Origin of the sequence: Luedemannella flava, from assembly GCF_039528515.1 — a bacterium.
Taxonomy (GTDB): Bacteria; Actinomycetota; Actinomycetes; order Mycobacteriales; family Micromonosporaceae; genus Luedemannella; species Luedemannella flava.
In genome coordinates this window covers 42,815-67,535 of record NZ_BAAALT010000067.1, presented here as the reverse complement: position 1 = coordinate 67,535, position 24,721 = coordinate 42,815, and the positions used below count along the sequence as shown (strand labels likewise).

Below are 24,721 nucleotides of genomic sequence, written 5' to 3'. Positions count from 1 at the left end.
ACGGCCGCGGCCGCCACCGCGCGCGCCGACGGGGTGCACGTCGGCGTCGTGCCCACCCGCTCGCCCGTGCAGGCCCTCGCCGCGCTGGCCGTCCGCGACCCCGGGCGGCGCTTCGAGGACGACGTGATCGCCATGGCCGAGGCGGCCGGCGCGTGCCGGTACGCCGAGGTGACGGTGGCCACCGACGACGCGCTGACCGTCGCCGGTCGGGCCGCCGCGGGCGACCTCATCGCCCTCGTCGAGGGTGAGGTCAACGTCATCGGGCAGGACCTGGCCCAGGTGTGCGCGACCGTGCTGGACCGGATGCTGTCCGGCGGCGGCGAGCTGGTCACCCTCGTGACCGGCGCGGACGCCCCGGCCGGGCTCGCGGCCGGGCTCACCGCGCACCTCGCCGCCGCGTGGCCGTTCGTGGAGGCCCGCGTCTACGCCGGCGGGCAGACCGAGAGTCCGCTGCTGCTGGGGGTGGAATGACCGAGAAACCGTTGGCCACGCCGCTCAGGACCGTGCTGGGCCCGGCCGTGGCAAAGTCGCTGGCCGCGCAGCTCGACCTGGTCACCGTCGGCGACCTGGTCTACCACTTTCCCCGCCGGTACGAGGAGCGCGGCGAGCACTCCGACATCGCCGCCCTGGCCGTCGGCGAGGAGGCGACCGTGCTGGCCCAGGTGCACAGCGCCAGCGTGCGCACCATGCGCAACCGGCCCGGCGCCATTCTCACCGCCGTCGTCGGCGACGACTCCGGCGGCATCCTCACGCTCACCTTCTTCGGCAAGGCCGCCGGCGCGCTCGCCTGGCGGCAGAAGGAGCTGACCGTCGGGCGCTGGGGACTGTTCGCCGGCACGGTCGGCGAGTATCAGGGCCGCCGTCAACTGACCCATCCCGAGTACGTGCTGCTCGGCGACGAGGCGAGCGACGACGCCGTGGCCGAGTACGCGGGGGCGCTCATCCCCGTCTACCCCTCCACGTCGGCGCTGAAGACGTGGCAGATCGGCAAGTGCGTGCGCCTCGCGCTGGACACCCTCGGGCCGCTGCCCGACCCGATGCCCGGCCGCATCCGCGGCGAACGCAGGCTCATGCCGCTCCGCGAGGCGCTCCGCGAGATCCACATGCCGACCTCGCGGGAGGGCCTCGCCATCGCCCGGCGCCGCCTCGCCTGGGACGAGGCGTTCGCGGTGCAGGTGGCGCTCGTCCAGCGCAAGCGCCGCGCGGCGTCGTGGCCGGCGACGCCCCGACCCGTGTCGTCCGACGGGCTGCTCGCGGCCTTCGACGCCGCCCTGCCGTACGAGCTGACCGCCGGGCAGCGCGCCGTGGGCGACCAGGTCGCCGCCGACCTGGCCGAGCCGCATCCGATGCACCGGTTGTTGCAGGGCGAGGTCGGCTCCGGCAAGACCGTCTGCGCGGTGCGGGCCATGCTGCAGGTCGTCGACGCGGGCGGGCAGGCGGCGTTGCTCGCGCCGACCGAGGTGCTCGCCGCCCAGCACTACCGGGGGATCGGCGACCTGCTCGGCCCGCTCGGTCGTGCCGGCGAGCTCGACTCCGTCGAGGGGGCGACCCGGATCGCGCTGGTCACCGGCTCGCAGGGCGCCGCTGCCCGCCGGCGGGCGCTCGACGAGGTGGCCTCCGGCGCCGCCGGCATCGTCGTCGGCACCCATGCCCTGCTCTACGAGGGTGTCGACTTCGCCGACCTGGGCCTGGTCGTCGTCGACGAGCAGCACCGGTTCGGCGTGGAGCAGCGCGACGCGCTGCGTGCCAAGGCCGACCGGCCGCCGCACGTCCTCGTCATGACGGCCACGCCGATCCCGCGCACCGTTGCCATGACCGTCTTCGGCGACCTGGACGTGGCGAGTCTCACCGAGCTGCCGCGCGGCCGCTCGCCCATCGCGACGCACGTGGTGCCGGCCGCCGAGAAGCCCGCCTACCTCGACCGCGCCTGGCAACGGCTGCGCGAGGAGGTGACCGCGGGTCACCAGGCGTACGTGGTCTGCCCCCGGATCGGGGACGCCGCCTCGGTCGGCGAGGACGCGGATGCCGGTGCCGCGTCGGCGGAGTCCGCACGGCGGCCGCCGATGGCTGTCGCCGAGGTCGAACCGCTGCTGAGAGAAGGGCCGCTGCACGATCTGCGCATCGCCGCGCTGCACGGGCGGCTGCCCGCCGACGAGAAGGACGCCGTCATGCGCTCCTTCGCCGCCGGCAAGACCGACGTGCTCGTGGCCACCACGGTCGTCGAGGTCGGCGTCGACGTCCCCAACGCCACCGTGATGATCATCCTGGACGCCGACCGGTTCGGCATCTCCCAGCTCCACCAGTTGCGCGGCCGCGTCGGCCGGGGCAGCGCCCCCGGCCTGTGCCTGCTCGTCACCGAAGCGCCCGCCGGGTCCCCGGCCCGCGAGCGCCTCGACGCGGTCGCCTCCACCCTCGACGGCTTCAAGCTCGCCGAGCTCGACCTGGAACAGCGGCGCGAGGGCGACGTCCTGGGCGCGAGCCAGTCCGGCCGCCGCTCGCACCTTCGTCTGCTCTCGCTGCTCCGCGACGCGAAACTGATCGGCGAGGCCCGCGAGGAGGCCGTCACCCTCATCGACACGGATCCCGACCTGGCGGACCACCCGGTGCTCGCCGCTCTGGTGGCGGACCTCGTCGGCGAGGAACGCGCCGAATACCTCGAAAAGGGCTGACCGGCCCCACCCTCACCGCGACCTCTTGGTGGGCGTGACGTGCTCCGGCCCCTGCCAAGCGCCTGCCGCCCCGCCAAAAGCTCACATCTGGCGGCCGCCGACACCCGGAACCCCGCCAGATGCTCACAGTTGGCGAGACGGAGGGCGTCCGACCCCGCCACATGTGCACAGGCGGTGGGCGGGGTGGGCTCGGGCCTCGCCACCTGTGCACTTCTGGCGGGCGGCGCGCTGGCTGGCTCGCTTACGTGCGCGCCCCTGGTGGCCGGCAACCCCGTTGTCCCGTCACGTGTGCACACATGGCGCGGGTGGGTGGAGCGACCCCGCCAGCGGCGAGCGGCGGGATGCGGGTTCGGGTGGGGCGGGTAGCGTCGCGGGGGTGACGAGGATCGTGGCGGGGACGCACGGGGGGCGACGGATCAACGCGCCGGACGGGCGGGACACGCGGCCGACCTCCGACCGGGTGCGCGAGGCGCTGTTCTCCACCCTGGACACCATGGTCGACCTGACGGGCTGCCGGTTCGCGGACCTTTACGCGGGGTCCGGGGCGGTCGGGCTGGAGGCCGCCTCCCGGGGGGCCACGCACGTGATGCTCGTCGAGTCCGACCCGGGGGCCGCGCGCACCGCGCGGGCCAACGTCGCCGCGCTCAAGCTCGGCGGGACGGTCCAGCTCGCCACCGGGAAGGTCGCGGCGGTGCTGGCGGGTGCGCCGGGGGACCCGTACGACGTGGTTTTCGCCGATCCTCCCTATGCCCTCGCGGACAGCGAGGTGACCGCGGCCCTGAGTGCCCTGGTCGGCAACGGGTGGCTGGCCCCGGACGCGGTGGTCGTGGTGGAGCGGTCCGCGCGGTCACCGGAGCTGACCTGGGTGGACGGGATCTCCGCCGAGCGTGGCCGACGCTACGGCGAGACCATGCTCTGGTACGGTCGCGCAGCGTGACCAGCAACAGGCAGCGGCGGGCGGTCTGTCCGGGCTCGTTCGACCCCGTGACGAACGGCCACCTCGACATCATCAGCCGCACGGCGCGCATCTTCGACGAGGTCATCGTCGCCGTGCTGATGAACCAGTCCAAGCGTGGCCTCTTCGACGTCGCCGACCGGCTGGAGATGCTGGCCGAGGTGACGAAGCCCTACGAGAACGTGCGGATCGAGACGTTCCAGGGCCTGCTCGTGGACTTCTGCCGGGCGCAGGAGGCCATGGTCGTGGTCAAGGGTCTGCGCGCGGTGAGCGACTTCGACTACGAGTTGCAGATGGCGCAGATGAACATCGGCCTGGCCGGCGTGGAGACGTTGTTCATGCCGACCAACCCGGTGCACTCGTTCCTCTCGTCCAGCCTCGTCAAGGACGTGGCGAAGTGGGGCGGGGACGTGTCGGCGCACGTGCCGGACACGGTGGCCCGTCGACTGTCGGAGCAACTACGACCCCAGTGATGGTGGTCACGCTGGCAAAGGCCAGCCGATCGGCTGTCCGAGGCTCACCGACGTGGCGGCTGGGCGCCGCGCTGTGCGCGGCAGCAGAATAGGTGAGTTCCTGGACAGGAGGAGTGACGCCCGGTGGATCCCATCGACCGCATCGACGAGGTCATCGCGTTCGTGGAGGGCGCGCGTCAGGTACCGATGTCGCGCAACTGCATGGTCGACCGGGGCGAGCTGATCGGCCTCCTGGACCAGCTGCGCAGCGAACTGCCGGGGGAGCTGCGCCGCGCGGCCGCGCTGCTGGACGAGCGCGACAAGATCCTCGACGCGGGTCAGCGTGAGGCGGACCGCATCATCTCCGAGGGTGAGGCGGAGCACGCGCGGCTGGTCTCGCACAGCGAGGTGGTCGTCTCCTCGGAGCACGAGGCCAACCGGATCATGGGTGAGGCCCGCGCCGAGGTGCAGCGGCTGCGCGAGGAGGTCGACGAGTACGTCGACACGACCCTGGCCAACTTCGAGCAGTTCCTGACCCGGTCGCTCGCCTCGATCGAGCGCGGGCGGGACAAGATGCACGCCCTACGCGAGATCGGGACATTCGCCCCGAACGAGGATGAAAGGCCCTTGCCGTTCTGATGCCGTACGGGCCGGTTCGACGGTGCCGCCGCCGCTCAGGTAATGTCTTACGTCGGCCTCTTCAGGTCGGAGCCTACGATGCGTGAACACTCGACGACCCACCTCAACCCGCGCTCGCCGCTGGTCCTCGATACCCGGGACCTGCCGCGCAGCGCCGGTGCCATGCGTGAGGTTGTCCGGGTGGTGCCCGCACCGGAGGACCTCGGCCTGGAGTTGATCGGAGTGCCGGCGGGTGCCGACCTCTCCCTGCGGCTGCAGATGACCTCGGTGTCGGAAGGCGTGTACGTCTCCGGCGAGGTCTCGGGGCCGCTGGTGGGGGAGTGCAGCCGCTGCCTGCGCGAGATCAACGACACGTTGGACGTCAATATCGCGGAGCTGTACGCGTACGCGCACAGCACCACGGACGAGACGACCGACGAGGACGAGGTCGGCCGGATGCAGGGCGACCTGATCGACCTGGAGCCGACCCTGCGGGACGCGGCGGTGCTCGCACTGCCGGCCAACCCGCTGTGCCGGGAGGACTGCCCGGGGCTGTGCGTCGAGTGCGGCGAGCCCTGGGACACCCTGCCGGCCGACCACAGCCACCAGGCGGTCGACCCGCGTTGGGCCAAACTGAATGACCTGACCCGCTGACCAGCGGGCCTTGACCTAGGAGTTAGAACCGTGGCCGTTCCCAAGCGCAAGATGTCGCGCAGCAACACCCGGTCGCGCCGGGCGCAGTGGAAGACCACCCCTGTCGCCACCGTCGCCTGCCCGCAGTGCCGCTCGCCGAAGCTGCCGCACGCGGTCTGCACGGTCTGCGGCACGTACAACGGTCGCCAGGTCATCGAGGTCTGAGCCCGGGACACGGGTGACGCGACCTGCGCCCGGGCGGTCTGCCGGGACGCGGATCGCCGTCGACCTCCTCGGCGGGGACGATGCCCCCGCCGTCGTGGTTGACGGCGCTCTGCGAGCCTGCCAAGCCGATCCGGAACTCCAGCTTCTCCTCGTCGGCCCCCGCCGGGTGGCCGACGAGGTGACGGCTGCCCTCGACACCTCCACCCGCGAGCGGGTGGAGGTTCTCGTGGCTGACCAGTTCGTCGCCATGGCCGACGCGGCCGCGCGCGGCGCCGACCACGCCACCACCATCGCCGCCGCGGCCTCCGCCGTGGCCGCCGGCCGGGCCCAGGGGCTCGTCTCCGCGGGCGCGAGCGGCGCCACGGTCACCGCCGCCGTCATCGGCATCGGCCGCACCTCGGGCTTCCGGCGCCCGGCGCTCGCGGCCGAGCTGCCCGGCGGGACCAGCCCGGTCCTGCTCCTCGACGTCGGCGCCGGCATGGAGGTCCGCCCGGTCGACCTCGTGCAGCACGCCGTCCTCGGCGTCGGCTACGCCCGCGCCATCCTCAAGGTCACCCAGCCCCGCGTCGGCCTGCTCTCCGTGGGCAGCGAGCCCGGCAAGGGCGACCGGCTGCGCCGCGCCACCGAACGCACCCTGCGCACATACCCGTTGCCGGCCCAGTCCCGCTACGTCGGGCTGGTCGAGGGCGACGAGGTCATCTCGGGCGCGCGGGCGGACGTCGTCGTCACCGACGGCTTCACCGGGAACGTGCTGCTCAAGGGCGTCGAAGCCGCCATCGCGGCGGGTGGCGGCGCCGGTCGGCACGCCAGTACGCCCAGTTCCTCCGACGCCCCTCGCGGCGCCGCCCTGCTCGGGGTGGCCGGCACGGTCGTCGTCTGTCACGGCGCGGCCGACGGCGGAGACATCGCCTCGGGCATCGCGCTCGCCGCCCACCTCGTCCGCGCGGACATGCCGCGCCGGATCGCGGCGGTCAGCGGCTCGGCCAAGCCTGCGGAGGTGCCCTGGTGAAGTCCCGTTCCGCCCCCGACGAGCGGCGCGTGCGCCCGTCCACCACGCATCTGGAGGCCGCGCTCGGCGTCGGCATCTCCGAGGAGCTGCTGCAACGGGCGCTCACCCACCGGTCGTACGCGTACGAGAACGGTGGCCTGCCCACCAACGAGCGCCTGGAGTTCCTCGGCGACTCGGTGCTGGGCCTCGTCGTCACGACCGCGCTCTACCAGGACAACCCCGACCTGGCCGAGGGCCGGCTGGCCAAGCTGCGGGCCAGCGTCGTCAACTCGCGCGCGCTCGCCGAGGTCGCCCGAGGGCTGAGCAGCTACGGCCTCGGGCCGTACCTGCTGCTCGGCAAGGGCGAGGAGGCCACCGGCGGGCGCGACAAGGAGAGCATCCTCGCCGACACTCTGGAGGCCCTGCTCGGCGCCGTCTACCTGGAGCACGGCCTGCCCGTCGCCAGCGTCGTGATCCACCGGCTGTTCGGCCCGGTGATGGCGCAGGCCGGCCGCCTCGGCGCCGGCCTGGACTGGAAGACCAGCCTGCAGGAGCTGACCGCCGCCCGGGGCCTGGGCGTGCCCGACTACCACGTCGAGGAGACCGGCCCCGACCACGCCAAGACGTTCACCGCCTGGGCCGTGGTGGCCGGCGCCCGCCACGGCGGCGCGCAGGGGCGTACAAAGAAAGAAGCGGAGCAGCGGGCCGCGGAGGCCGCGTGGCTCGCGCTCAATCTGGAGAGTACGTCCGATGTGGAGGGTGAGCCCGATGCCTGAGCTGCCCGAGGTCGAAACGGTCCGGGAGGGCCTCGACCGGTGGGTGTCGGGCCGCACGATCGCGAAGGTCGAGGTGTTGCACCCCCGGGCCGTCCGCCGCCACGTCACCGGCGACGCCGACTTCGCCGCCGTCCTGGAAGACCAGACCATTACCGGGGTACGCCGTCGCGGCAAGTACCTGTGGCTGCCCCTGAGCAGCGGCGACGCCATCGTCGGGCACCTCGGGATGTCCGGCCAGATGCTCCTGCTGCCGGCCGACGCCCCCGACGGGCCGCACCTGCGGATCCGGTTCGCCTTCGCCGACGACGGCCCGCAGCTGCGCTTCGTCGACCAGCGCACGTTCGGCGGCCTGGCCGTCTCCATCGGCGGCGCCGAGCTTCCCGCGGAGATCGCGCACATCGCCCGCGACCCGTTCGACCCGCTCTTCGACGCGGCGTCCGTGGTCGCGTCGATGCGCCGGCGCCGCACCGAGGTCAAGCGCGCGCTGCTGGACCAGTCGATGATCTCCGGGGTGGGCAACATCTACGCCGACGAGGCCCTGTGGCGGGCCGGCCTGCACGGCGCGCGGCCCACCGACGCGCTGACCCGACCGGCGGCGGCCCGGCTGCTCGGGCATGTCACGGATGTGATGAGCGAGGCGCTCAAGGTCGGCGGGACGAGCTTCGACGCCCTGTACGTCAACGTCAACGGCGAGAGCGGGTACTTCGAACGGTCGCTCAACGTCTACGGCCGCGAGGGGGAGCCGTGCCGACGCTGCGGCGTCCCGATCCGCCGCGAGGCGTTCATGAACCGTTCGTCGTACTCCTGCCCGAAGTGCCAGCCCCGTCCCCGCCCCCGCACGCCCTGACCTTCCCCGGGTCGCCCCACCAACTGCGCACATCTGGCGGCCATCCCCACTCGCGCTTCGCCAGTTGCTCACATCTGGCGGGGCGGACGGCGCCCAGCCCCGCCAACTGTGAACATCTGGCGGGCGACCGCCCACCTCACTCGCCAGATGTGAGCATTTGGCGAGTTCACCGCGCCTCCGACCCGCAAAAAGTGCGCATGTGGCGGGGTGACCGCTGCGCGCGGACAAGTCAGATGTGAGCTTCTGGCGACGTGCCCATCGCGGACCACCAACGCGTCGCTGTCGTCGGCGGCATGGCGTCCTCCACCTGTCAAAGGGTCGCCGTCAGCGGGGTTGGGGAGCGTGCCAGCCCGCCAAGGGGTCGCAGTGCGGCGGCGAGGCGGCGTTAGGGGAGGGCGGCGGCGGTGAGCAGGGACTGGACGCCGCTCGGCCAGCCGAGCTCCGTGACCAGCCCCAGGCCGGCGCCCCGGCGACGCATCAGCGTGACCGCCTTGGCCCGCTCGAGCGCCGGTACGCCGTAGACGAGGTGCCCGTCACCGGGTAGGGACCCGTAGCCGTCCCACTCCCGGTACTCCGCCCAGGAGCCCTCGAAGCTGCAGATCACCGCGTCGAGGTCGCGGCAGAGCGGGTCGGCCGGCCCGGCCGTGTTGAACACCACCCGGCGCAGGCCGGCGCGCAGCGCCGCGCGATGGGCCAGGCGCAGGGTGCCGACGTGGGACCGGCCGGCCGGCGCGTGGTCGAGGAAGATGCCCGTGGCGCCCAGCCGCGACCAGGTGGCTATCTCGTCCGTGAGTTCCGCCACTGGCCGGGTGGCGAACGCGAGGCTCACGTACCCGAGGACGGCGCAGCCCGCCCGGACGAGACCCGTGACGGCCGGCCCGAGGGACGGGGTCGCCTCGGCGAGAGGGAGCCGGACCGCGACGACAGCGCCCATGGCCGGGGCGGTCAGCCGGGCCGCTGACCAGGTGGCGGGGTCGTTGTCGGGGTGCGTGCACAACGGCAGGAGCGGAGCCAGGGACACGGTCATATAGGTCGCAACGAGCGATTGTCCCCCGTACGCGGCTTTGTCAGCAAACGGACATCGAGGGCGGGAGAGGTCCGGCGGCGTGCCCGGGCGCGGAACTTGACTGGGGTCGGTGCTCGGGCGGACTATGGAATTGTCGCCAGACGCGCCCTGCCATGCGCGCACATTGCTGCGTGATGGCTCCCGACGAGGGGCGCGCGTTGACCGGTGGGTTCCGGTGGCGCTGACAAGGAGACGACATATGGCGAAGGCCCTCTACGGCCACGTGGGCGGTGCGCCCGACCGGCGCATGCTCGACGAGGTCACGAAGTTGCGTGCCCGTGTGCGGGAGCTTGAGTTCGAGGTGCTGCGGTTGCGGGCGGAAAATGATCGCCTCGTGGCCTCGGTCGATACCGACAGCCTGCTGCGGATCGAGGAACCGGCGCTCGCCTGAGCGTCACCACCTCGTTGACAGGCAGTTAGCCCCAGCTAGGACACGCTGAAGATTGCGCGCCGACCCCGATGTCGGCGCGCTTCCTTTTGCCCCCGCCGGGGTACTCTGCCGAAAGGCCAGACAGCTACCACCCACGGAGACCAGTGCATCTCAAGAGCCTGACGGTGAAGGGTTTCAAATCCTTCGCCTCCGCGACGACGCTGAAGCTGGAGCCGGGCATCACCTGCGTGGTGGGCCCCAACGGCTCCGGCAAGTCCAACGTCGTCGATGCGATCTCCTGGGTGCTGGGTGAGCAGGGGGCCAAGGCGCTGCGCGGCGGCAAGATGGAGGACGTGATCTTCGCCGGCACGTCCGGCCGCGCCCCGCTCGGTCGCGCCGAGGTCACGCTCACGATCGACAACACCGACGGCGCGCTGCCCATCGACTACACCGAGGTCTCGATCACCCGCCGGATGTTCCGCTCCGGCGAGAGCGAGTACGAGATCAACGGCAACGCGTGCCGCCTGCTCGACATCCAGGAGCTGCTCTCCGACTCCGGCATCGGCCGGGAGATGCACGTCATCGTGGGCCAGGGCCAGCTCGACGCGGTCCTGCACGCCAAGCCGGAGGACCGGCGCGCCTTCATCGAGGAGGCGGCGGGCGTCCTCAAGCACCGCAAGCGCAAGGAAAAGGCGCTGCGCAAGCTCGACGCGATGCAGACCAACCTCAACCGGTTGACCGACCTGACCGCCGAGCTGCGCCGTCAGCTCAAGCCGCTGGGCCGGCAGGCCGAGGTGGCCAGGCGCGCGGCCGGCATCCAGGCCGACCTGCGCGACGCCAAGCTGCGCCTGCTCGCCGACGACTACACGACCCTGCGCACGACGGTCGACCGGGAGGTCGCCGATGAGGCCGCACTGCGGACGCGCCGCGAGGAGGTCGAGGCCGCCCACGCCGAGGTGCAGGAGCGCCTCGCCGAGCTGGAGGCCGCCCTCGCCGAGGACGCGCCGATCCTCGCGAAGGCGCAGGACACCCACTTCCAGCTGGCCACGCTGCAGGAGCGGCTGCGCGCCACGCACCAACTGGCCGACGAGCGGCTGCGCAACCTCAGCGCCGCCGTCGACGACGAGCGCCCGGGCCGCGACCCGGAGCAGCTGCTCGCCGAGGCCGAGGAGGCCCGCGAGCAGGAGGAGGAGCTGCGCGCCGCGCTGGAGACGCACCAGGAGCGGCTCGACGACGCCGTGTCCAGGCGCCAGCAGTTGGAGCGCCGGCTGTCCGAGGCCGAGAAGGCCCTGGTCGTGGCCGTGAAGGCGATCGCGGACAAGCGCGAGGGCCTGGCGAGGCTGGCCGGCCAGGTCAACGCGATGCGCACCCGCTCGCACGCGGCGGCCGACGAGATCGCCCGGTTCACCGCGTCGCTGGGCGAGGCGATGGAGCGCGCCGAGGCCGCCCAGGAGGCGTACGAGGTGGCGCAGGAGGGCGCCTCGGAGGCCGACCGGGGCGACGTGGCGCTCGACAACGCCCACGCCGAAGCGCAGCGACAAGCTGACGAGATCAACAACCGGATCCGGCGGCTGTCGGACGAGGAGCGCGCGGCCGAGAAGGACGCGACCCAGTGGAAGGCCCGCGAGGAGGCCCTCGCGATCGGCCTCAAGCGCAAGGACGGCGCCGGCGCCCTGCTCGCCCGGGCCGAGAAGGTCCCCGGCCTGCTCGGCAGCGTCGCCGCCCTGCTCACGGTCGAGCCCGGCCACGAGGCGGCGCTGGCCGCCGCGCTCGGCCTGCTCGCCGACGCCGTCGCGGTGTCCACCCTGGACGGCGCGCAGAGCGCCGTCGAGCTGCTCAAGACCGACGACGCCGGCCGCGCCGCGATGCTGGTCGCCGGTGCCGGGGCGAGCGCCGAGTGGTCGCGGCCGGACATGGCGCTGCCCGAGGGGTCGCGCTGGGCCCTCGACGTCGTCCGCGCGCCGGGCACGCTGCGCCCCGCTGTCACCCGCCTGCTGGGCGACGTCGTCTTCACCCCGGACGTGCCCGCCGCCCGTACTCTCCTGGGCTATGCGCCGAACCTGCGCGCGGTGACCGCCGAGGGAGACGTGCTCGGGGTGCACGAGGTCGTCGGTGGGTCGGGTCGCCAGCAGAGCTTCATCGAGGTGCAGGCCGCCGTGGAGGAGGCCCGCCAGCGGCGCGCCGAGTCCGAGCAGCGGCAGGCCGAGCTGAAGGAGCAGCTCGCCGAGGTGCGCGAGGAGGCCGCCGCCGCCAAGGACGCGGTCGCCCGGGCCGCCGCCGCGAAGCGGGCCGCCGAGGGCGAGCGCAACGTCGCCGCCCGCCACCTCGCCGAGCTGGGCGCCGCCGCGCGCAGCGCGCAGGCCGAGGCCGACCGCATCGTCCAGGCCCGGCAGAAGGCCGAGGAGGCCCGCGACCGCGACCTCGCCGGCCTCGCCGAGCTGGAGGAGCGGCTGCGCATCGCCGAGGACACCCCGACCGACGAGGACCCGTCCACGCACGAGCGCGACGAGCTGTCCGCCGCCGTGCCGGCCGCCCGCCAGACCGAGATCGAGGTCCGCCTCGCGGTGCGCACCGCCGAGGAGCGGGTCGCCGCGATCACCGGCCGCGCCGACGCGCTGATCCGTCAGGCGCACAACGAGCGCCAGGCCCGCGAGCGCACCGCGGCCCGTCGCGCCGCCCGCGCCCGTGGCGCGCTGATCGCGAAGGCCGTGGTGCTCGGCGCCGACGTGGCGCTGCGGCAGGCGGGCCGGGCGTTGGCGGCGGCCGCCGGGCACCGCGATGCCCTCGCGCAGGAAAGGTCCGGCCGCGAGAACGAACTCACGGGGGTACGCGCGGCCGCGCGCACCCACGCCAGCGAGCTGGAGAAGCTGACCTCCAAGGTGCACCGCGACGAGGTCGCCCGCGCCGAGCAGCGGCTGCGCATCGAGGCCCTGGAGGCCCGCGCCGCCGAGGAGTACGGCCTGGACGCCGAGACCCTCGTCGCCGAGTACGGGCCGGAGCAGCTCGTCCCGCCGACCCCGCACGACCTGGCGACCGCCGAGGCGGCCGGCAAGCCCGCCCCGGAGCCGATCCCGTTCGACCGGGCCACGCAGGAGAAGCGGGCCGCCAAGGCCGACCGGGAGCTGGCCCTGCTGGGCAAGGTGAACCCGCTGGCGCTGGAGGAGTTCGCGGCGCTGGAGGAGCGTTTCAAGTTCCTGTCCGACCAGCTGGAGGACCTGAAGGCGACCCGGCGCGACCTGCTCACCGTCGTCAAGGACGTGGACGACCGCATCCTGGAGGTGTTCGCCTCCGCGTTCGCCGACACGTCGCGGGAGTTCGAGCAGGTCTTCCCGGTGCTGTTCCCGGGCGGCGAGGGCCGGATCATCCTCACCGACCCGGAGAACCTGCTGACCACGGGCGTCGAGGTCGAGGCCCGCCCGCCCGGCAAGAAGATCAAGCGGCTGTCGCTGCTGTCCGGCGGCGAGCGCTCGCTGACCGCCGTGGCGCTGCTCGTCGCGATCTTCCGGGCGCGGCCCAGCCCGTTCTACATCATGGACGAGGTGGAGGCGGCGCTCGACGACGTCAACCTCGGTCGCCTCATCACGCTCCTCGCCCAGCTCCGGGAGAAGAGCCAGCTCATCATCATCACGCACCAGAAGCGCACGATGGAGATCGCCGACGCGCTGTACGGCGTGACGATGAAGGCCGGCGTCACCCAGGTGATCAGCCAGCGGCTGCGCGAGGACGAAGAGACGCCGTGAAGACCCAGCCCGACGCGCTCGTCATCGACCTGGACGGCGTGATCCGCCACTTCGACCCGGACGTACGCGCGCCGCAGGAGGCGGCGGCCGGGCTCGACGCGGGCGCCGTCCACGCCGTCGCCTTCGAGCGGCACCTGCTGCAGCCGGCGCTCATCGGCCAGCACTCGCACGACCAGTGGGCCCAGGGCATCGCCGAGGGCCTCGTGGACAAGCACGGGCTCGCGCCCGTCGCGGCGCACGCGCTCGTCGACCAGTGGATGTCCTACCGGGGCGAGGTCGACCCGACCGCGCTCGCGTTCGTGGCGGAGGTGCGCGCGGCCGGCGTACCCGTGGCGTTGGCGACCAACGCGACCACGCGGCTCGACGCGGACCTCAGGCTCCTCGGCCTCGCCGACGCCTTCGACGTGGTGGTGAACTCCTCGGTGGTGGGCGTGCACAAGCCCACCAGGGAGTACTTCAAGGTCGTCTGCGACGCGCTGCGGCGGCCCGCCGAGCGCTGCCTGTTCGTCGACGACGACGACCGCAACGTGCGCGGCGCCCGGGCCGCCGGCCTGTCGGCCTACCGCTGGACCAGCGACGCGGACCTGCCCTACCTACGCGCCGCCCTCGGCCTGTAGGAAGGCCAGCTTCTCCGGGTTGCGCACACTGTCGATCGCGGTCACCCGGCCCTGGTCGACGGTGAAGGCCATCACGGACGGCCGACCGGTGTGGTCGCGGATCACCAGCCCCGGCGCGCCGTTGACCGTCACCAGCCGCACCTCGGTCGGCGCGGGCTGGGCGATCGCCAGCAGGATCGCCGCCACCCGCCGCGACCCGGTCACGGGGTGGGGCAGCGCCGTCACCTTCCCGCCGCCGTCGCCGCGCAGCGTCACGTCCGGGTCGAGCAGGGAGAGCAGGCCGTCCAGGTCACCCTCGGCGCACGCGGCCGCGAACGCGACGACCAGGTCGCCCTGCGCGGCGTACGTCGCGGGCACCCGGGGCCGGCCGGCCGCCACGACCTGCAGGGCGCGGGCCGCGAGCTGCCGCACCGCCGCGGGCGTGCGCCCGACGATCCCGGCCACCTCGTCGAACGGCACCCCGAACACGTCGTGCAGCACGAACGCGGTGCGCTGGGCCGGGGTCAATCTCTCCAGCACCACCATGAGCGCCATGCTCACCGACTCGTCGAGCGTGACCCGGTCGGCCGGGTCGGCGTCGTGCTCCACCAGCGGTTCGGGCAGCCAGGTGCCCACGTAGCACTCCCGCCGAACCCGCGCGGAGCCCAGCGCGTCCAGCGCCAGCCGGCCCACCGTCGTGGCCAGCCACGCGCCCAGGTCGCGGATCTGGGCCGGGTCGGCCACGCCGCGCAGCCGCAGCCACGCCTCCTGCACGCAGTCCTCGGCCTCCGCGAGCGAGCCCGTGGTCGCGTAGGCGATCCGTAGGAGGCGCGGCCGCTGTCCGGCGAACGCCACGGCCAGTTCCTCGGGATCGCGCGGGGTCATCCAGCGAAAGTACCGTCCCCACCTGTCGGGGAGATCTCACAGTTGGCTCCGAGCTTCGGCGGACCGGCTGTCGAGGTGCCGAACGCACCATCGACGGCATGACAGCAGTCTCCGAACCGATGCCCGCCCCTGACGCGGTGGCCGATCCGCCGGTGGGCGACTCTCCCGCGCGGCGGTCGGTAGCGGCGCGCCTGCTGCGCGGCCGACCCGAGGACCCGGCGTGGGCCCGGCCCGGGCTGCTCGCGCTGCTCGTCGGCACCGCCGTGCTCTACCTGTGGCGGCTCGGCGACTCCGGCTGGACCAACGCGTTCTACTCGGCGGCGGTGCAGGCCGGCGCGACGAGCTGGAAGGCGTTCTTCTTCGGCTCGTTCGACGCGTCGAACTTCATCACGGTGGACAAGACGCCCGCGTCGCTATGGGTCATGGCGCTGTCCGCGCGGATCTCCGGCGTCAACCCGTGGGCCATGCTGGCGCCGCAGGCGCTGCTCGGCGTGGCCACCGTCGGGCTGCTCCACGCGACGGTACGGCGCTGGTACGGGCCGGCGGCCGGCCTGCTCGCCGGGGCCGTCATGGCGCTGACGCCGGTCGCCGCGCTCATGTTCCGGTTCAACAACCCGGACGCGCTGCTGGTCCTGCTGCTCGTGGCGGCCGTCTGGGCGACCGTGCGCGCGCTGGAGCGCGGCTCGACCTGGTGGCTCGCGCTCGCCGGCGCGTTCGTCGGCTTCGGCTTCCTCGCCAAGATGCTGCAGGCGCTGCTCGTGGTGCCCGTGCTCGGCCTGGTCTACCTCGTCGCCGCGCCGGTGGGGGTGTGGAAGCGGGTCCGGCAGCTGGGCGTCGCCGCGCTCACGCTCGTGGCGTCCGCCGGGTGGTGGATCGCGGTCGTGACGCTCGTGCCGGCGTCGAGCCGGCCGTACATCGGTGGGTCGCAGAACAACAGCGTCATCGAGCTGACCCTCGGCTACAACGGCCTGGGCCGCCTCACCGGCGACGAGGTCGGCAGCGTCGGCGGCGGGTTCGGCGGCAACGGCGGGAGGTGGGGCGAGACCGGCATCACCCGCATGTTCGGCACCGACATCGGCGGCCAGATCGCCTGGCTGCTGCCCGCCGCGCTGATCCTGTTCGTGGCCGGCGTCGTGCTGACCGCGCGGGCCCCGCGCGCCGACCGGACCCGCGCCGGGCTGCTGCTGTGGGGCGGCTGGCTGCTCGTCACGGCCGGCATCTTCAGCTTCATGGCCGGGATCTTCCACCAGTACTACACGGTGGCGCTCGCGCCCGCGATCGGCGCGCTCGTCGGCATCGGCGGCGTCCTGCTCTGGCGTCGGCGTACGCACCCGGCGGCCGCCGCGACGCTCTCGGCGACCGTGGCCGTCACCGCGTGGTGGGGGTGGGTCCTGCTCGGCCGTAGCGCCGACTGGCACCCGTGGCTGCGCTGGGTCGTGCTCGTCGGCGGGCTGGTCGCGGCGGCTGTCGTGGCGGCAACGTCGCTGGCGGACCGTTGGCAGCCGGCCGTGGCGCGGTTCGCGCCGGCAGCTGGGCTCGTGGCGGTCGCCGCCGGGCTGGCGGCACCGCTGGGGTACACGCTGAACACCGTCGCGACGCCGCACACGGGCTCGATCGTCACGGCCGGGCCCGCCGTGTCGACGGGCGGTTTCGGGCGGGGCGGCTTCGGCGGCGGCCCGGGCGGGTTCCGGGGCGGCGATGGTGGTGGCTTCCGCGACAGCGGGGCCAATGGTGGAGGCGGCTTCCCTGCTGGCGGTTTCCCTGACGGCGGCCAACTCCCGAACGGCGGCCGGCTCCCGAACGGTGGCCGGGCTACCGGCGGCGGTCAGGCTGGCGGGTTCGGCGGGCAGCGTGGCGGTGGGGGCGGCATGGGCGGCCTGCTCAACGCCGGGAGGCCGAGCGACGAGGTCGTGGCCGCGCTGACAGCCGACGCCGACGCCTACACCTGGGTGGTGGCCACGGTCGGCTCCAACAACGCGGCCGGCTACCAGCTCGCCACGGGTCTGCCGGTCATGTCGATCGGCGGCTTCAACGGCAGCGACCCCACCCCGACGCTCGCCCAGTTCCAGGGGTACGCGAAGGCCGGGAGGATCCACTACTTCGTCGGCGGTGGCGGGTTCGGGCTCAGCAACGGCGGCGCCGACGTCGGCTCGGAGATCTCCGCCTGGGTGGCGGCGAACTACGAGTCCACCACGGTCGGCGGGACCACCATGTACGACCTGACCGAGCCGACCGGGGGGCAGTGATCGCGGCCGAGCTGCCGGACCGCCGCCAACGCGACCGCCACCCTGACCCCCTTCACCCTCCTCCGCACCTGGGTATTCCGCCCGTGACCCCCACGGGATCGTTTGGACCGTTACGCAGGTAATTTCGCGCTGGGTTCCAGGCGTAGCGGTCCAAATCACCGGGCCCGGGCCGGGCGCCCTGGAGGCGCGAAAATGGCGGCAGTGTGTGGCCGTTGACCAGGGCGGGCAGCCTATTTTCGAGTCAACGTCGGCGGCGCCTGCCGCTAGTGGGCGAGGTAGACGGCGATCGCCCAAGCGGCGAAGGCGTTCGAGGGGGCGTCGGCGAGGGTGTCCAGTTCGCGCCAGGTGAGTCTGAGGTGCTGGTCGCCCTCGTGGGGCAGCCAGGCGGGGTCGATGCTCGTCACCATCTCCGTGCCCCCCGAGTAGCAGTCCAGCACGTCCGAGCTGCCCGTGTCCGGGACGTTGCGGCCGTCGACGTAGGTCTGCGGCACGTCGAGGCGCAGCGCCGAAACGGCGCCGTCGTTGTGCAGGATCGCGAACCGGCACGACGCCCTGACCTCGATGAACTGCGTCGTGACCGGCACCAGCACGGTCACCTCGTCGGTGACCACCGTCCGGAACGTGAGCAGGTGGGCCCGCTCGTAGGTGGTGCCGCGCACGTCGATCGCCTGCGGCATCCCGTCGGTGCCGGCGGCCGGCGGGACGGTGAACAGCGCCGCCACGAGGACCCCGACCACCACGATGGGCCCCGCCACGGCGGTCGCGACCAGCCTTCTCGGTGCGCGGTGCCACTGGATCATGGTTAAGGATCATATGGGCCGGGGCCGCCCGTGGAGGTCAGTCGCCCGTGGTGCCGTCGATGACCTCCCGGATGAGGTCGGCGTGGCCGTTGTGGCGGGCGTACTCCTCGATCATGTGGACGTAGACCCAGCGCAGGCTGATCTCGTTGCCGCGCGGGGAGATGAAGGTGTGCTCCAGCGGCAGGCCCGCGGCCGCCTCGTCGGCGAGGTCGCACTCGCGCCGGAACGTGGCGAAGTCGGCCTCGGCGGAGTCCGGCGTGCCGTCGGTGAGGTCGGCGTCGTCGTTGTCGGGGGTGATGAACAGGCGCCCGACGTCCTGACCGGTGCTGCGGATCCGGAACCAGACGCGCTCCACTTCGGCCATGTGGCGGACCAGCCCGAGCAGCGTGAGGTTGGACGGCGGGACGGAGGCGGTGGCGAGCTGCTCGCCGGTCAGGCCGGCACACTTCCACAGCAGGGTGTCGCGGTGCCAGGCGAGCCAGCCTTCGAGCATGGCGCGTTCGTCGGCGACGAGCGGCTCGGAGCGGCGGTCGACGGCGGGAGCGGTCCAGGATGACATGGGCCCCATCCTGCCCTGGTGTCCCCGATCGCCACATCCCGGTCTCGGTGACGGGTGATTCGCGCCCCGCGCGGTGATGGCGCATGCCCGGGGGTCGGGGGCGTCTGTCAGGATTCGAGGCATGGAACCGCAGTCCGTGATCTTTCTGGTGATCTTCCTGGCGCTCATGGCGCTGGCCTTCGTGCTGCCCACGCTGCGGCGTCAGCGGCGCGAGCGGCTGCGCGAGCAGGAGCGGGACACGCTGCCCGGGGCGCCGCCGGTCGAGGAGGAGATCACGACGGGGGCGCCGGCCGGCACGGTCGAGGCTCCCGAGGTGCCGGCGCCGGCCCGCCCGGTCTCCCCGCCGGCCCCGCCGCCCGTTCTTGAGAAGCCCGAGCCGACGGCCGGCCGGCTCGTGCGGCTGCGCGCCCGGCTGTCGCGGTCGAACAACGCGCTGGGCAAGGGCCTGCTCGCCCTCCTGTCGCGGGACAAGCTCGACGACGACACCTGGGACGAGATCGAGGACACCCTGATCACCGCCGACGTGGGCGTCGACGCGACCCGCGAGATCGTCGGCAAGCTGCGCGAGCAGGCCCGCGTCGAGGGCACCGCGTCGGCCGCCGACCTGCGCGCCATGCTGGCCAGCCAGCTCGTCGCCGCGCTCGACCCGACAATGGACCGCAGCCTCAGGGCGACGCCGCACCACGACTCGACCGACGGCCGGCCGGCCGTCGTCCTCGTCGTGGGTGTCAACGGCGCGGGCAAGACCACCACCTGCGGCAAGATCGCCCGGGTCCTCATCGCCGACGGACACTCGGTCGTGCTCGGCGCGGCCGACACGTTCCGGGCCGCCGCCGCCGACCAGCTCGCCACCTGGGGCGGCCGGGTCGACGCCGAGGACGTGCGCGGTCCCGAGGGCGGCGACCCGGCCGCCGTCGCCTTCGACGCGGTCAAGCGCGGCACCGAGACCGGCGTGGACACGGTCCTCATCGACACGGCCGGCCGGCTGCAGAACAAGATCGGCCTGATGGACGAGCTGGGCAAGGTCAAGCGCGTGGTGAGCCGCCACGGCCCCGTTGACGAGACGCTGCTCATCCTCGACGCCACCACCGGCCAGAACGGGCTGGAGCAGGCACGCGTTTTCACCGAGGTGGTGGACGTGACCGGCGTCGCGCTCACGAAACTGGACGGCACCGCGAAAGGTGGCATCGTCATCGCCGTACAGCGCAAGCTCGGCATTCCGGTTAAACTGGTCGGCCTCGGGGAGGGGCCGGACGACCTGGCGCCCTTCGAGCCCGCGGCGTTCGTGGACGCGCTTCTCGCCGAGTGAGCGCAGGCCATGCGTCGGACGGCCCGTTAGTGGGTACCGATTAGATTGGTCAGACCCGCGTGGCGTTCCGCGCGGCGAGCGCGGGGAGGGGCGTCCGACGTTGGTGCAGCAGGAGATCCCACTGCTGGGCGGGAACACCAGCACGGTGGTGCGGGTCGGGGACACGGTGCGGCGCAATGCCGGCCCCTGGACGCCGGCCGTGCACGCGTTGCTGCACCACCTGGAGCGGGTCGGGTTCACCGGCGCGCCCCGGGCCCTGGGCATGGACGAGCGCGGCCGCGAGGTCCTGTCGTACCTGGAGGGTGAATGCGGTTCGTATCCACTGCAGCCGCATTGGGTCACCGATGAGGCGCTCGTCGCCGTCGCCACGATGCTGCGCCGCTTCCACGACGCGCAGTACGGGTTCCGCACCCCGCCCGGCGCGGTGTGGCGCTCGTTCGGGCCGCCGCCGCCCGGCACCGAGGTCATCTGCCACCACGACGCCGCCCCGCACAACGTCATCTGGCGCCCCGACGACACCATCGCCCTGATCGACTTCGACCTCGCCTCGCCGGGCGCGCGCATCTACGACGTGGCGTACGCGGCGTGGACCTGGGTGCCCCTGTTCTCCGACAACGACTCGGTGACGCTCGGCTGGCACAGCCCCGACCGCCCGCGCCGGCTGCGCCTGTTCGCCAACGCGTACGGCCTGATCCCGCGCGACCGCCACCGCCTCGTCGGCGCCATCCGGGCCCGCATCATCGACCACGTCGAGGGCATCCGCCGCATGGCCGCGGCCGGCGAGCCGGCCTTCGTGCGCATCGTCCACAAGGGCCACCTGCGGCGCCCGATGCGCGACCTGCGCCTGATCGACCACGAGCGCTACGCCCTGGAGGCGGCCCTCCGCTGACCCGACCGCGAAGATCAGCTCCGCGGCGCACCGGGACGGATGACGGGGCGCGCGCCCCGGTCGGCTAGCGTGTTGCTATGGGGCGGACAGCGGTGATCGTCGGGCGACTTGCCCGCTTCATGCTGCTGTGCTGCACCGCGCTCGGCGTCTCGGCGATGCACACGATGGGCCACGAAGGGCCGGGTCACCTGGCCGCCGGCCATCACGCAGCGCCCGCCCACGCCGCACCGGTCGACGCCATGCCGGACTGTGCCGACCCCTGCGTCACTGCCCGGGAGTCGCCCGCCGAGCCCGGCGGCGACTGGGCGTTCTGGAGCGTCTGCCTGGCGGTCCTCGCGGCGGTGGGGCTGGCCGCGCTGCTGGCGCTCGCGCTGCGTGGCGCCCGGTCACGCCCGTCCGCGCTCCGGTGGATCTCCCGCGTCGGCCCGCCGACCGGACGGGGACCGCCCCGGTCGGCGCACGGGCTGCGCTTGGCGGCCGTTTCGGTGATGCGCGTATAGGACGCCCCCACGGGTTGTTCCGTGGCTGGTCGCTGTCCGTACGTCGTTTCTCACCGAAGGGTTTTCTCCATATGTTCACTGCTCGCAAGGCGCTGTGTGTCGGCGCGGTCGGCCTGGTCCTCGCGCTCGCCGGCTGTTCGGGCGGTCACCAGACCGGCCACCCCATGCCGACCATGCCGCACGGCCAGAGCGCCGGCGCATCGGGCACGGCGGCCGCCAACCAGGCGGACATCATGTTCGCGCAGATGATGATCCCGCATCACCAGCAGGCCGTGGAGATGTCCGAGCTGGCCACCGGCCGGGTCGCGGACGCCGAGGTCGCCGCGCTGGCGGCGCAGATCAAGGGCGCCCAGGCGCCGGAGATCGCCACCATGACGGGCTGGCTGACGGCCTGGGGCCAGCCCACCCACATGCCCATGGACATGGGCCACGGGATGGCGGGCATGGTGAGCGCCGCCGACATGGCCAAGCTGAAGGCGGCCACCGGCAAGGAGTTCGACAAGCTGTACGCCACGCACATGATCGCCCACCACGAGGGCGCGATCACGATGGCCAGGACCGAGCTCGCGGACGGGTCCAACCCCGAGGCGAAGGCCCTGGCCCAGCAGATCATCACGGCCCAGGAGGCGGAGATCGTCACGATGAAGGCGATCCTGGCCCGCCTCTAACCTCGGTTGCGGCGGGAACCTGCCCCTGGAAGGGCCGGTTCCCGCCGTACCCCCGGTCAGTTACCGCCGGCGTCACCCGGACCAGAAGATGTCGCCGAGGCAGAGCATCGTGCCGGTACGGCCGTCGGTGCTGGTCCAGATGCCGCCGAGGGAGTCGGTGAACGTGCATGTGGCGGTGTTGAGCGCACGATCGCGGGACACGTCGGTGATCACGCCGAGTACCTGGTAGCGTGCGTCCTCGTCGGTGCACTCGACCTCGTGAGCGTGGACCTCGCCGACGGTGGCGCCGTCCAGCCTGTCGACCGCGACGCAGTCGTAGGTCCCCAGACCGTTCACCGCGACGTTGACCGGCGCGAATGTCTCAGTCGGGGCCGGTGTCGCGGTGCTGGCGGGGTTGCCGGCACGCAGCCACCAGAGCACGCCCACGGCCCCAACGGCACAGATGGCGAGAAGCAGGACGGCGACCACCCCGCCGACGATCCACAGCACCGTGCGTCGCGGCGGCCGGCCCGGCGGTGGCGCTGCGGGCCAGCGGGTCGGCGGCGGCTGCTGCGGCCACCAGGTGGGTGGCGGCGGGGGCGGATACGCCGGGGACGGGTCGGCGGGCCCGGAACTGGTCACCGCAGCTCCCTCCGGTTCGACAGGAGCAGGCCGAGCAGCGCGCCGACCGCGCACACCGCCGCCGTGACGGCGAAGATCTCCGAGTACTCCGTGCGGAGCGCCGCGTTGAGCGCCACCGCGTAGGCGTCGGCCTGGCGCTGGAACTCCTCCTTGGTCACGCCGAACGGCAGCGGCGTGGCGAGGTCGGCGGTCAGCTCCTTGAACCGGTGCAGCCCCCACGCGGTGAGCGCGGCGACGCCGATGAGCATGCCCATCATGCGCGCGAGCACGACGGCCGCCGAGGCGGTGCCGTGCCGGGCCGCGGGGGCGAGCCGCAGCACCACGGCCGACAGCGGCGCGATCACCAGGCCCAGCCCCAGGCCGGCCAGGACGAGGTCGGTGTCCAGCCGCGGCAGGCTCACGAGCCCCAGGTCGTACCGCGCGGCCAGCACGTCGGTCGGCCACCGCGACATCAGGGAGTACGCCGCGGCGGCCGCGCCGAGGCCCGCGAACGTGACCCAGCGCTCGCCCGCCTTCCGCGCGAGCCATCCGCCCACGACGGCGCCCACGGGCAGCGCCGCGAGGAACCGGACCAGCACGAGCGCCGCGCCCGTGGAGTCCAGCCGCAGCGCCGTCTGCGCCACGAGCTCCACGTCGACGAGGGTGACCATGAGGGCCGTGCCGGCCGCGAAGCTCGCGCCCAGCGCGGCGAGGAACGGCCCGCGCGCCACCCCGGTCGGGTCGAACAGCCGCGCCCGGCCGGTGCGGCCCGCGAACACCTCCCAGGCGAGGAACGCCAGGAAAACGCCGCCGGCGGCGGCCAGCGTGACCGGACCCCACGGGGGCAGCACGGCGTGCTCCGGGTCGGGGTTGTGCAGCCCGACGACGAGCAGCCCGAGGCACGCGGCGAGCAGCAGCCCGCCGACCACGTCGACACCCGCGCGCGGGGCGGCGGCGGTTGGCGCGCCCGGATCCTCCGCACTGCCCGGCGAGTCCGCCGGCGCCGGCGCGCTGTGGGCCGTACCCGCCAAAGGTTTGAGGGCGACGTGGACCGCGACCATCGCGATCAGCGTGAGCGGCACGTTGATCCAGAAGATGCCGCGCCAGCCCAGCCACGCCGCGATGCCCGCGCCGTAGAGGGGGCCGAGTACGCTACCCAGCTCCTGCGCGGCGCCCACCATGCCGAGCGCCACCGGGCGGGTCGCGGCGGCGAACAGGTCCCCGACCAGCGCCATCGTCACGGGCAGCAGCGCGCCGCCGGCGAGGCCCTGCACCGCCCGGCCGACGACGAGCAGGGCGACGCCCGGGGCGAACGCGGTCAGGGCCGAGCCGATCGCGAAGCCCGCCAGGCAGATCTGGATGAGCGGGCGGCGGCCGTAGCGGTCGGACAGGCTGCCCAGTAGCGGCATGCCGGCCACGTAGCCGAGCAGGTAGCCCGTGACGACCGGGGTGACCCGCTCCAGGTGGTTGACGGGGACGCTGAGGTCCTTGGCGAGGGTGACGAGGATCGTCACCACCACGTACGCGTCGAGGGCGGCGAGCAGCACGGCGGCGCCGGTGACGCCGATCGCGGCCCGCCGCCCCGCGCGTGGCGCGGCAGCTACGTCAGGGAGCACTGATCGTGACCCCGGAGTTGATCTGGTCGACGGTGAGGGTGACCGTCGCGGGCTTGTCCGCGCCGGGCACCACGAACGACGCCTTGCGCAGGGTGGAGTCGACGGTGTCGAGCCACACCTGGCCGGTGATGCCCGTGCCGATGCCCGGCAGGAGCTGGCCCATCGCGGCGTCCGCGAAGGTGGCCGAGACCTTGTAGGTCTCCTTGCCGTCGACCGTCTCCTTGCCCTGGGTGGCGCCGTTGGTCGCCGTAGCGAGCACGTTGGCCACGCCGCGGTTCGGGTCGAGCACGGCGGCCGGGTCGAAGACACCGGTCAGCTGGCTCATCGGCTGGGTGGCCCAGCCGCCCGTCGGGCCCTTGAGGTAGGCGGTCTTGTTGACGATCACGAACGAAAGCTCAACCAGGAGGGTGAACTGTTCCAGCTGAACGGTGCCCTTGGCATCGCCCGCCCGGGTGATCACGCCGTCGGCCTTCTTCATCGGGAGGTCCGGCAGGGTGCCGTCCACGGTGATGACGACGTGGGCGTCGGTCACCTCCTTCATCTTCGCGGCGGCCTTCGTGAGCAGCTCAGATCCGGCCGGAAGACTGGCCGGGGCGGCCTTCTTCGGGCCGCAGCCGGCGGTCCCGGCGAGCACGGCGAGCAGGGTGACGGCGGTGGTGAGGAGGACCCGGGGTCGAGGCATGACCGCGATGCTAGTGGGGCCGGTAAACCCCT

24 protein-coding genes and 1 pseudogene are annotated in these 24,721 nt (G+C 73.3%); 18 read left to right on the top strand and 7 right to left on the bottom strand.

What is annotated here, in order from left to right:
* The 10 genes and pseudogenes from ABD211_RS13645 to mutM all read left to right on the top strand — a co-directional run.
* Positions 1 to 471 (top strand): annotated as a pseudogene (locus tag ABD211_RS13645) (DAK2 domain-containing protein); the annotation flags it as partial.
* Entirely contained in the window at positions 468 to 2,669 is a 2,202-nt protein-coding gene (gene recG, locus ABD211_RS13640; protein ID WP_344130352.1) for an ATP-dependent DNA helicase RecG, read from the top strand. The pseudogene ABD211_RS13645 and the gene recG, both read left to right, overlap by 4 nt.
* Positions 2,670 to 3,045: 376 nt before the next feature.
* Positions 3,046 to 3,606 carry a 16S rRNA (guanine(966)-N(2))-methyltransferase RsmD gene (gene rsmD, locus ABD211_RS13635; RefSeq protein ID WP_344130349.1) on the top strand — a complete coding sequence of 187 codons (561 nt, stop codon included), beginning with the start codon at positions 3,046 to 3,048 and terminating at the stop codon, positions 3,604 to 3,606.
* Positions 3,603 to 4,097, top strand: a complete 495-nt coding sequence (gene coaD, locus ABD211_RS13630) for a pantetheine-phosphate adenylyltransferase (RefSeq protein WP_344130346.1) — start codon at positions 3,603 to 3,605, stop codon at positions 4,095 to 4,097. The genes rsmD and coaD overlap by 4 nt, the downstream gene beginning before the upstream one ends.
* A 123-nt stretch (positions 4,098 to 4,220) precedes the next feature.
* The gene (locus tag ABD211_RS13625; RefSeq protein ID WP_344130344.1) at positions 4,221 to 4,715 is read left to right on the top strand and encodes a hypothetical protein; all 495 of its coding nucleotides are present in this window, start codon (positions 4,221 to 4,223) and stop codon (positions 4,713 to 4,715) included.
* A 78-nt stretch (positions 4,716 to 4,793) separates the two neighbouring features.
* The gene (locus ABD211_RS13620) at positions 4,794 to 5,348 is read left to right on the top strand and encodes a YceD family protein (protein WP_344130341.1); all 555 of its coding nucleotides are present in this window, start codon (positions 4,794 to 4,796) and stop codon (positions 5,346 to 5,348) included.
* 30 nt (positions 5,349 to 5,378) lie between these two features.
* The gene (rpmF, locus tag ABD211_RS13615; RefSeq protein WP_344082210.1) at positions 5,379 to 5,552 is read left to right on the top strand and encodes a 50S ribosomal protein L32; all 174 of its coding nucleotides are present in this window, start codon (positions 5,379 to 5,381) and stop codon (positions 5,550 to 5,552) included.
* A 13-nt stretch (positions 5,553 to 5,565) separates the two neighbouring features.
* Positions 5,566 to 6,561 carry a phosphate acyltransferase PlsX gene (locus ABD211_RS13610; protein ID WP_344130338.1) on the top strand — a complete coding sequence of 332 codons (996 nt, stop codon included), beginning with the start codon at positions 5,566 to 5,568 and terminating at the stop codon, positions 6,559 to 6,561.
* Positions 6,558 to 7,316, top strand: a complete 759-nt coding sequence (gene rnc / locus ABD211_RS13605) for a ribonuclease III (RefSeq protein ID WP_344130335.1) — start codon at positions 6,558 to 6,560, stop codon at positions 7,314 to 7,316. The genes ABD211_RS13610 and rnc overlap by 4 nt, the downstream gene beginning before the upstream one ends.
* Positions 7,309 to 8,163, top strand: a complete 855-nt coding sequence (gene mutM, locus ABD211_RS13600; protein WP_344130332.1) for a bifunctional DNA-formamidopyrimidine glycosylase/DNA-(apurinic or apyrimidinic site) lyase — start codon at positions 7,309 to 7,311, stop codon at positions 8,161 to 8,163. The genes rnc and mutM overlap by 8 nt, the downstream gene beginning before the upstream one ends.
* 385 nt (positions 8,164 to 8,548) lie before the next feature.
* Here the strand turns inward: mutM and ABD211_RS13595 are convergent, their stop codons facing one another.
* Positions 8,549 to 9,184, bottom strand: a complete 636-nt coding sequence (locus tag ABD211_RS13595; RefSeq protein WP_344130329.1) for a spherulation-specific family 4 protein — start codon at positions 9,182 to 9,184, stop codon at positions 8,549 to 8,551.
* Positions 9,185 to 9,428: 244 nt separating this feature from the next.
* Here ABD211_RS13595 and ABD211_RS13590 point away from each other — a divergent pair, with 244 nt between their 5' ends.
* From ABD211_RS13590 to ABD211_RS13580, 3 genes are all read left to right on the top strand, one after another.
* Entirely contained in the window at positions 9,429 to 9,620 is a 192-nt protein-coding gene (locus ABD211_RS13590; RefSeq protein ID WP_344082220.1) for a hypothetical protein, read from the top strand.
* 143 nt (positions 9,621 to 9,763) lie between these two features.
* On the top strand, positions 9,764 to 13,339 hold the full coding sequence (gene smc / locus ABD211_RS13585; RefSeq protein ID WP_344130326.1) for a chromosome segregation protein SMC: 3,576 nt from the start codon (positions 9,764 to 9,766) through the stop codon (positions 13,337 to 13,339).
* On the top strand, positions 13,336 to 13,956 hold the full coding sequence (locus tag ABD211_RS13580) for an HAD family hydrolase (RefSeq protein WP_344130323.1): 621 nt from the start codon (positions 13,336 to 13,338) through the stop codon (positions 13,954 to 13,956). The genes smc and ABD211_RS13580 overlap by 4 nt, the downstream gene beginning before the upstream one ends.
* Here the strand turns inward: ABD211_RS13580 and sigJ are convergent.
* Entirely contained in the window at positions 13,933 to 14,820 is an 888-nt protein-coding gene (gene sigJ, locus ABD211_RS13575) for an RNA polymerase sigma factor SigJ (protein WP_344130315.1), read from the bottom strand. The two genes, ABD211_RS13580 and sigJ, sit on opposite strands and share 24 nt — an antisense overlap.
* Before the next feature lie 98 nt (positions 14,821 to 14,918).
* Between sigJ and ABD211_RS13570 the strand changes: the two genes are divergently transcribed.
* On the top strand, positions 14,919 to 17,066 hold the full coding sequence (locus ABD211_RS13570) for an ArnT family glycosyltransferase (protein WP_344130313.1): 2,148 nt from the start codon (positions 14,919 to 14,921) through the stop codon (positions 17,064 to 17,066).
* A gap of 263 nt (positions 17,067 to 17,329) precedes the next feature.
* Here ABD211_RS13570 and ABD211_RS13565 read toward each other — a convergent pair whose 3' ends face one another.
* A complete protein-coding gene (locus ABD211_RS13565; RefSeq protein WP_344130310.1) occupies positions 17,330 to 17,866 on the bottom strand; it encodes a hypothetical protein in 537 nt (178 codons plus the stop codon).
* 37 nt (positions 17,867 to 17,903) lie between these two features.
* Positions 17,904 to 18,425 (bottom strand): DinB family protein, encoded by a 522-nt coding sequence (locus tag ABD211_RS13560; protein ID WP_344130307.1) that lies wholly within the window; start codon positions 18,423 to 18,425, stop codon positions 17,904 to 17,906.
* A 121-nt stretch (positions 18,426 to 18,546) separates the two neighbouring features.
* On the opposite strand from ABD211_RS13560, the gene ftsY reads away from it, so the two are divergent.
* The 4 genes from ftsY (at position 18,547) to ABD211_RS13540 (ending at position 21,791) form a co-directional block, all read left to right on the top strand.
* On the top strand, positions 18,547 to 19,734 hold the full coding sequence (gene ftsY / locus ABD211_RS13555) for a signal recognition particle-docking protein FtsY (protein WP_344130304.1): 1,188 nt from the start codon (positions 18,547 to 18,549) through the stop codon (positions 19,732 to 19,734).
* Positions 19,735 to 19,834: 100 nt separating this feature from the next.
* The gene (locus ABD211_RS13550) at positions 19,835 to 20,623 is read left to right on the top strand and encodes an aminoglycoside phosphotransferase family protein (RefSeq protein WP_344130302.1); all 789 of its coding nucleotides are present in this window, start codon (positions 19,835 to 19,837) and stop codon (positions 20,621 to 20,623) included.
* Positions 20,624 to 20,700: 77 nt separating this feature from the next.
* Positions 20,701 to 21,123 (top strand): hypothetical protein, encoded by a 423-nt coding sequence (locus tag ABD211_RS13545; protein ID WP_344130299.1) that lies wholly within the window; start codon positions 20,701 to 20,703, stop codon positions 21,121 to 21,123.
* Positions 21,124 to 21,194: 71 nt separating this feature from the next.
* On the top strand, positions 21,195 to 21,791 hold the full coding sequence (locus ABD211_RS13540) for a DUF305 domain-containing protein (RefSeq protein WP_344130296.1): 597 nt from the start codon (positions 21,195 to 21,197) through the stop codon (positions 21,789 to 21,791).
* 72 nt (positions 21,792 to 21,863) lie between these two features.
* Here the strand turns inward: ABD211_RS13540 and ABD211_RS13535 are convergent, their stop codons facing one another.
* Genes ABD211_RS13535 through ABD211_RS13525 form a run of 3 tightly spaced genes read right to left on the bottom strand, consistent with a single transcriptional unit; the run spans position 21,864 to position 24,689 of the window.
* On the bottom strand, positions 21,864 to 22,412 hold the full coding sequence (locus ABD211_RS13535; protein ID WP_344130294.1) for an LppU/SCO3897 family protein: 549 nt from the start codon (positions 22,410 to 22,412) through the stop codon (positions 21,864 to 21,866).
* Complete coding sequence (locus ABD211_RS13530; RefSeq protein WP_344130291.1) at positions 22,409 to 24,007, bottom strand: MFS transporter; 1,599 nt, start codon at positions 24,005 to 24,007, stop codon at positions 22,409 to 22,411. Before ABD211_RS13530 ends, ABD211_RS13535 begins: the two co-directional genes overlap by 4 nt.
* Positions 23,997 to 24,689 (bottom strand): LppX_LprAFG lipoprotein, encoded by a 693-nt coding sequence (locus ABD211_RS13525; protein WP_344130288.1) that lies wholly within the window; start codon positions 24,687 to 24,689, stop codon positions 23,997 to 23,999. The genes ABD211_RS13530 and ABD211_RS13525 overlap by 11 nt, the downstream gene beginning before the upstream one ends.
* Positions 24,690 to 24,721 lie beyond the last annotated feature (32 nt).